The 6,604-nt window shown below is 46.7% G+C and carries 7 protein-coding genes and 2 pseudogenes; 6 read left to right on the top strand and 3 right to left on the bottom strand.

The features are described 5' to 3' along the window. The 6 genes from ACLR2L_RS17760 to ACLR2L_RS17735 all read left to right on the top strand — a co-directional run. Positions 1–623, top strand: a 623-nt coding sequence (locus ACLR2L_RS17760) for a LytR/AlgR family response regulator transcription factor (RefSeq protein WP_413370042.1), incomplete at its 5' end; no start/stop codon positions are given. Positions 624–719: 96 nt separating this feature from the next. Further along, positions 720–1,094, top strand: coding sequence for a CidA/LrgA family protein (locus ACLR2L_RS17755; RefSeq protein WP_413370040.1), 375 nt, complete (start codon positions 720–722; stop codon positions 1,092–1,094). Continuing rightward, a complete protein-coding gene (locus ACLR2L_RS17750; RefSeq protein WP_413370038.1) occupies positions 1,091–1,825 on the top strand; it encodes an LrgB family protein in 735 nt (244 codons plus the stop codon). Before ACLR2L_RS17755 ends, ACLR2L_RS17750 begins: the two co-directional genes overlap by 4 nt. A gap of 140 nt (positions 1,826–1,965) precedes the next feature. After that, positions 1,966–2,961, top strand: coding sequence for a response regulator (locus tag ACLR2L_RS17745; RefSeq protein ID WP_413370036.1), 996 nt, complete (start codon positions 1,966–1,968; stop codon positions 2,959–2,961). A gap of 23 nt (positions 2,962–2,984) precedes the next feature. Further along, positions 2,985–3,464: a hypothetical protein gene (locus ACLR2L_RS17740; RefSeq protein ID WP_413370045.1), complete on the top strand. Its 480-nt coding sequence runs from the start codon at positions 2,985–2,987 to the stop codon at positions 3,462–3,464. Between the two features lie 184 nt (positions 3,465–3,648). Next, positions 3,649–4,464, top strand: a complete 816-nt coding sequence (locus ACLR2L_RS17735; RefSeq protein ID WP_413370033.1) for a DUF2884 family protein — start codon at positions 3,649–3,651, stop codon at positions 4,462–4,464. An 88-nt stretch (positions 4,465–4,552) separates the two neighbouring features. Here the strand turns inward: ACLR2L_RS17735 and ACLR2L_RS17730 are convergent. The 3 genes and pseudogenes from ACLR2L_RS17730 to ACLR2L_RS17720 form a co-directional block, all read right to left on the bottom strand. Then, positions 4,553–4,930 (bottom strand): annotated as a pseudogene (locus tag ACLR2L_RS17730) (methyl-accepting chemotaxis protein); the annotation flags it as partial. A gap of 162 nt (positions 4,931–5,092) precedes the next feature. Further along, positions 5,093–5,860 (bottom strand): annotated as a pseudogene (locus ACLR2L_RS17725) (PAS domain-containing protein); the annotation flags it as partial. Positions 5,861–6,310: 450 nt separating this feature from the next. Then, on the bottom strand, positions 6,311–6,604 hold a 294-nt coding region (locus ACLR2L_RS17720), incomplete at its 5' end, for a succinylglutamate desuccinylase/aspartoacylase family protein (RefSeq protein WP_413370030.1).

Below are 6,604 nucleotides of genomic sequence, written 5' to 3'. Positions count from 1 at the left end.
TGTCGCTCAATGCGCCGCGTTGCGAACTCAGTGTGATGTGCGGTTACAACAACCAGCAGGCTATCGATGGTTTTGCCAAAGGGATCAGTCGCTTTTATCAGCCCGATGCGCCAACGGAACTGAGACAGCGGCAAATAACGGATTTGATTGACGCGTATTATGCGCGAATCAATGCCCTGAAGTGGCAATGGATAATAAAGCGGTTGAGCTGGCAGCGAGCGTGCTCACCGGCGCGTTTATTGCAGGAGTTGTCAGCGTTGAAAACGCGCAGTACCGCACCGCATCATCAAATATCACTGCGCAGCAGTTGTGGATGGCACTGCGTCGACTGGCAACGTATTCGCTATGTTGAGGCTGCGGGAGATTACATGTGCGTGTACACCCAGGAAGAAACCCTTATTGTGCGATCCACCCTAACAGAATTAGCGCAGCGCTTACCCCAATCCTGGTTTTTACGGGTTAATCGCTCAGTGATCATCAATCTGCATCACGTTAAAGGGCTTACCAAGCTAAGTCCGGCGGTAAACTATGTTGAGCTGAAGGATGGCAGCCGATTGAAAATCAGTCGCAGATTACTGCCACAATGCCTGCGTTATCTCGATGGCAAAGTCTGGCCTACATAATACCTGTTTATATCCTTTATCTACGACCCAAGTCGGCTGGTGGTGTGCGCGCCAGGCGGTTATGATGAAACGCGTTTAAATTCTGCAGGGTTGTGTATGCCAAAAGTTGTCGCCAACGGATTGGGATTTGTTGGTATTGTTTGCTGTTATCTGATTGGAGACTGGCTGGTTAAGTTAACAGGTGTGCCACTACCGGGGGCGCTGTTAGGCATGTTACTGCTACTTGGGATCCTGCTGCTTCGAGGACGATCGCCAGGAAGCGTGGGGCATGCATCTCAGCCTTTGCTCGGGCATATGTCGCTGTTATTTGTGCCTGCGGTGGTAGGCGTAATGTTGTTCTGGCCAGAGGTGAAACAAAATTTAATTGGCATTGTACTGGCCTTGGTTGCAACTACGGTAATCAGCATGGGCCTTACTGCTTGGGTGGCGCAGCGTATCCTGAGCAACAATTATCGGGGTTCGCGTAAATGAATCACGATGCACTTCAACTTACCCTGAATGAATTGCTGGAAGTCGCTCAAAACACGCTGAGTCTGCACAGTGTTATTTGGCTGGCAATTACCTTACTGATATATGCTGGCGCAGTGTGGTTATTTCGACGCTTGAATAATCATCCGCTTATTCATCCGTTAACCATTACCGCAGTTGGAATAGCGTTGCTTTTAACGGTTACCAGTACGCCGGTAGAGCAATATCGTTTGGATACCAGTTTATTGCATTGGTTGCTTGGGCCCGCCACCGTGGCGCTTGCCGTACCCTTGTTTAACCACTGGCAGCGAATTCGCCAACTTGGCTGGCCGCTGGTAATGAGTGTGGCTACGGGCGGAATCATTGCGCCAGTCCTTGCCTGGTGGATGGTATATGCCTTTGATGCGCCCATGGCCATCCAGCTAACCATGTTAGTAAAATCCATCACCAGCCCGCTGGCGATGGAAACCGGTGCAATGATTGGGGGAATTCCCGCTTTGGCTGCTGTGTTTGTGATCATTACCGGAATAGTTGGCGCACTGGCAGCGCCGCTTACCTATAAATTGCTCAACGTAACTCAGCCCGAAGCGCAAGGTGTGGCGCTGGGTTCAGTATGTCATGCGGTGGGCACTGCCAAAGCGCTTCATATGGGGGAAGTGCAGGGCGCACTGGCCACTGTGGGACTGTGTCTGAATGGCGTGATGACTGCCGTGGTTTTACCGTTGCTGTTGTAGGAGCGAAAAGCAGCACTGACTTAGTGTCGCCGTAACACGTATAAATTCGGCTTTAAACATTGATTTTTACCAGACTACTGCTATTCGTTAAAGAGACTAAATGTAATTGATTTTATCGCTTCTTTATCTTCTGGATGGCTATGTATTCTGTATTGATCTGTGACGACTCGCTGGTAGCCCGCAAACAGGTAGCCAAGTGTTTACCCCAGGATTGGGACGTAGCAATCCACTTCGCAAAAGACGGCCAGGAAGCCATTGATGCGCTGAAAGAAGGCAAAGGTCAGTTACTCCTGCTCGATTTGAATATGCCAGTGATGGACGGCTACCAAACTCTCCAGGCTATTCAAAAACAAGGGCTAAAAACGAAGGTTGTGGTCATTTCGGGCGATGTGCAACCAGAAGCCCACGACAGAGTAAAAGCGTTAGGCGCAGTAGCGTTTATTCGTAAGCCGGTGAGTGCTGCTGAACTACATGATGTACTAAAAAGCAATCGTTTACTGGCGGCTGAGCCCGAAGAGTCAGCAGAGGTCGCTCCGCTGGATCCGGATATTCGCGACTGTTATCAGGAAATCACCAATATTGCCATGGGACGCGCTGGCGATCACTTGGCCAGAACGCTAAATGTGTTTGTGCATTTACCTATCCCCAACGTTAACCTTATCGAAGTCACTGAACTGCACATGCTGCTAAGTGATATTGAAACGCATGAGCGGGTAAGTGCAGTCTGCCAGGGCTTTGTTGGCCCAGGAGTGCAGGGTGAAGCACTATGTATTTTAAGTGATTCCAGCTTGGGGGATGTGGCCAGAATCCTGAATATATCCGGTGAGGTAGACGACCAGAAACAGCTGGAGTTACTCATGGATGCGGCCAGTATTCTGATTGGAACCTGTTTAAGTGGGATTGCCGAACAACTGGATATTTCCTTTGCGCAAGGGCAACCCGTGGTGTTGGGGCAGCACAGAAATATCTCCGACATTATTCATACCGGCAAACTCAAATGGCGACGCACACTGGCCATTGAGATTTCATATGGCCTGGAAGGATATAACGTGGTGTGTGAATTGATTTTGTTGTTTACCGAGTCATCAATGGAAGTGATGAACTACAAGTTGGCGCATTTGTTGGAGGATTTTTAGTGAGCGAACTGGCTGTTAGCGAAATGCAGGAGTTTCACTGGATCATCGATATGCTGCAAACGGTCGACGTTGGTATAGTGGTGCTCGATAAGCAGTTTAACGTGAAAATGTGGAATGGCTTTATGGAAAGCCACAGTGGTCGTCTGCCGTCGGATGTGCGTGACAAGTGCCTGTTTGATTTATATCCCGACATTGATAAAGACTGGTTTAAGCAAAAGGCCAAACCGGTGTTTGGCTTAAAAACCCGCGCGTTTATGATTTGGGAGCAGCGCCCGTATTTATTTAAATTTTCTAACTATCGGCCCATTACCGGCAGCGAAGAGTTTATGTATCAGAACATTATTTTATCGCCGTTGGTGTCGTCCACAGGCAAGGTAGACAATATCAGTATGATGATTTACGACATGACCGATATTGCGTCGGGTAAAAAACAACTTGAAGCACTACAGGTGGCGCAAAGCGAAGCGTTTGAACGCCAGCACATGCTGCGAAATAATTTGTAGTTTTGCTAAACAACCATTACAAACCATCAGATAAAACGTTGTTAGGCTTGCTGGTATGCGGTTCATCGCCAGCTATAATTTCCTCGTCAATTGCGCTACAAATCGGCTTGAGAGTTCACCTGAATTTTTAGTGTTCTGGTCTAAAGCGCCTTTTCATTTTATTGCCAGGTTTCACAATAGGGGTATGAAATTTTTCTTCATTTCCTTTTGGCTCCTGATGCTCAGTGTGCTGAGCAGTGTATTCCAACCTGCTTATGCGCATTATGCCTGTGACGTCGACCTGCAGTATGGCGTGGTGGTTAGCGACAATCAGTTGCGCGTGCTGAAAAAGTACCAAACGATGTACCAGATAAACCATCAGCAGCAGTTGTTTGTGGGCGGCCAGTGGTTGAAGTTGTCCCCTGCGCAGGCAGAACTGGTTCAGGAGTATTCGGAGGGACTACATGCTCTGGTGCCACAGGTTACGTTACTGGCAACCATCGGTATAGATTTGGCAACCGACACAGTGCAGCAAATGTATGAAAGTCTGGTTGGCAGTGATCACGACAGCTATGAACGGCTTAACCTTGCCATTGATAAAATAAAAGACCGGGTACGCAAAAAATTCCGCTATGCCAGATCTAACTATTATATTGGCCCCAGTTCGGCCAACTTAGTGGAAGAGTTCGAAGACGACGATTTAGGTTTGCCAATCTCAACCACGTTAACCACGTCTGCGGGGGCTATCCTTACATCGTTAGGCACGATGGATTCAGACAAGCTGGTTATTGACCAGCAAGCAATGGACAATATTAATCAGCAACTTGCCCGTTACGCTTTGAAAACCGGTGTAGACGGCCCACCATTGCAAAGTACGCTAGCGGAAAAAGCGCGTTGGTATTGCGACTACTTTGCCAGGCTGGATGCTATTGAATCGAAAATTCAACTAACTATTCCCGAAATGGCGCAATTGAATTTAATTGATGTGCAGTCTCATAAAGAGCTGGACGGCGTAAAGTAGCTGTTTCTTCGCGAATAACACTGAGTAAAAAAGCGCTATGCAGATTGAAGAGACCGCATAGCGCTTTTCATTACGAAGGACGTAGCGTCTATTTACGAATAATCGATGACACCGATTGTGACACGTTTTCGGCCCCTTTCAGGATCTCGTTCATCACTTCCTGCACCTGTGCAATTTGCTGATTGTTCTGTTCAACATTGGCTTTTACTTTCATCATTTGCTCCGTTGCCTTCGATGAAAGTTGCTTGTTTTCGCTTACTACCGATTCGATTTCTACGGTAGATTCGCTGGTGCGACTGGCCAGTTGACGAACTTCATCGGCCACCACTGCAAAGCCGCGGCCCTGATCGCCCGCACGCGCAGCTTCAATTGCGGCGTTTAGCGCTAGCAAATTGGTTTGTTCGGCAATCGAACGGATGGTAGACACTATCTGTTCTATGCTGCCAGATTGCTCGTGAAGCTTGCTCATGAGTGCATTGGTTGTGTCTACTTCATGTTGCGTCGCATCAGACACATTAACTGAGTTATCCAGCAACTCGCTGCCTTGTTTGGCAATTTGTGCGGTTTCTTCTGCGGTGGCAAACGCAAGCTCCGCAGCCTGAGCAATCAGGTTCTTTGATTCAACCTGATTAGTTACATTTGAAGCAAATTTAATGACCTTAAATACGTTACCATCAGGGCCCTTAATGGGATTATACGTCGCTTCAAGCCAAACCGAGTTGCCCCGGGCATCTTTGCGTTCAAACAAACCTGACTGATGCACACCATTGGCAAGCGAAGCCCAAAAATTGGGGTTTTGCTCTTTAAATTCCCGGGTACAAAATAACGAGTGATTCTTGCCCCTTATTTGATCAAGAGAATAACCCATAGTGGCAGTAAAGTTTTTGTTAGCTGTAATAATGGTGCCGTCGGGTTCAAATTCGATCACCGCCATTGAGGTATCCAGTGCTTTGTTAACCGCCTTTAGTGTGCTGGTTTCTTTTACTTTATCAGTGACGTCAAAAGCGATTTTCAAAACCGATACTACCCGGTTTTGAGCATCCTTAATAGGTATGTAAATAGCCTCCAACCAGATTACGTGACCATCCGCTTTGCGACGGTTAAATGTACCAGCCTGACATCTTCCATCGCGTAATTTTTGCCACAATGCAGAATATTCCGGAGTCTTCGCGTAGTTCCCTACACAAAACATACTGTGATGTTTGCCTTTAAGATCTGCTTCACTGTAGCCCATCGCCTGGCGAAACAGAGAACTGGTTTCCAGAATATCGCCATTGGGGGTAAAGAGGATAGTGGCAACACAATGCTTGATTGAATCGATTATTTGAAGCTGAGTATCAGCAATGGCCGACAGCTTAGCAACTTCAGCCTTATGCTTGGCTAAAGATATAAACATGAATAATTCCTCAGTGGTATACCCCGGAAGTTCATCCATGAAAGCACTATTTGCTAGTTCTTGCCCCTGCTGCAAATTTGCTTTGTTCCAAGGCTGTCGCTATTGGTTTTGTGTTTGATTAACTAAACACTTTTCGATGTCAATTCACGGCCTTGAATCATCCTCAGTGCCGGAATTTACATTTATTTAACTCAATTGATTGTAGCAGTCCTTTGTGAAACAGCAATTCGCCTAAAGGTTACTTTTAGATTGGTAAATGCGGTATTTAGGTATATAAATCAAATAAATGGTCTATTTTTGAATTTACATTTATCTATTTTTGTATATAGATTTTTGCCTATATTAAGCAATAGTCTATTGACTGTTTTAATGCAGCAGAAACAGGCGAGTGAAATCAGAAGACTGGAAAGGGGAATATAAGATGGCAGCGGCAATGCCGCTGCCAGAATGTTATAACTGTGTTTTGGTGGCCGTGGCAAATGCTACGTGTAATTTATGGTAGGCCGCTTCGTTAATAAAATGCGGAAACACAGTGTCGCCTTGCCAGTTTTCTTGGGAACCATCGAAATGCGTGAATACCGGCATGCCTGATTTGAGTTCGGTAAAATCCTGATCCTGCAGGTTAGGGTGGATCATTGCCAAACGATGTCCTGCCTCATCCCGTGGATACAATATGTTTTCTATAAAACGAAATGCGTCACACGGTGGTAGCGCTGGCACATTGTGTTGATTGTATTGCTGAAT

Origin of the sequence: Alteromonas sp. AMM-1 (assembly GCF_047290655.1) — a bacterium.
Lineage (GTDB): Bacteria > Pseudomonadota > Gammaproteobacteria > Enterobacterales > Alteromonadaceae > Alteromonas > Alteromonas mangrovi.
The sequence above is the reverse complement of the archived record's forward strand: the minus strand, read 5'-3'. Positions and strand labels throughout refer to the sequence as shown.

What these genes read in the sequence shown, in the direction of transcription:
- ACLR2L_RS17735 (WP_413370033.1), top strand. Translation starts at nt 3,649, where the DNA reads ATGAAATTTTTCTTCATTTCCTTTTGGCTCCTGATGCTCAGTGTGCTG.
- ACLR2L_RS17750 (WP_413370038.1), top strand. Translation starts at nt 1,091, where the DNA reads ATGAATCACGATGCACTTCAACTTACCCTGAATGAATTGCTGGAAGTC.
- ACLR2L_RS17755 (WP_413370040.1), top strand. Translation starts at nt 720, where the DNA reads ATGCCAAAAGTTGTCGCCAACGGATTGGGATTTGTTGGTATTGTTTGC.
- ACLR2L_RS17740 (WP_413370045.1), top strand. Translation starts at nt 2,985, where the DNA reads ATGCAGGAGTTTCACTGGATCATCGATATGCTGCAAACGGTCGACGTT.
- ACLR2L_RS17745 (WP_413370036.1), top strand. Translation starts at nt 1,966, where the DNA reads ATGTATTCTGTATTGATCTGTGACGACTCGCTGGTAGCCCGCAAACAG.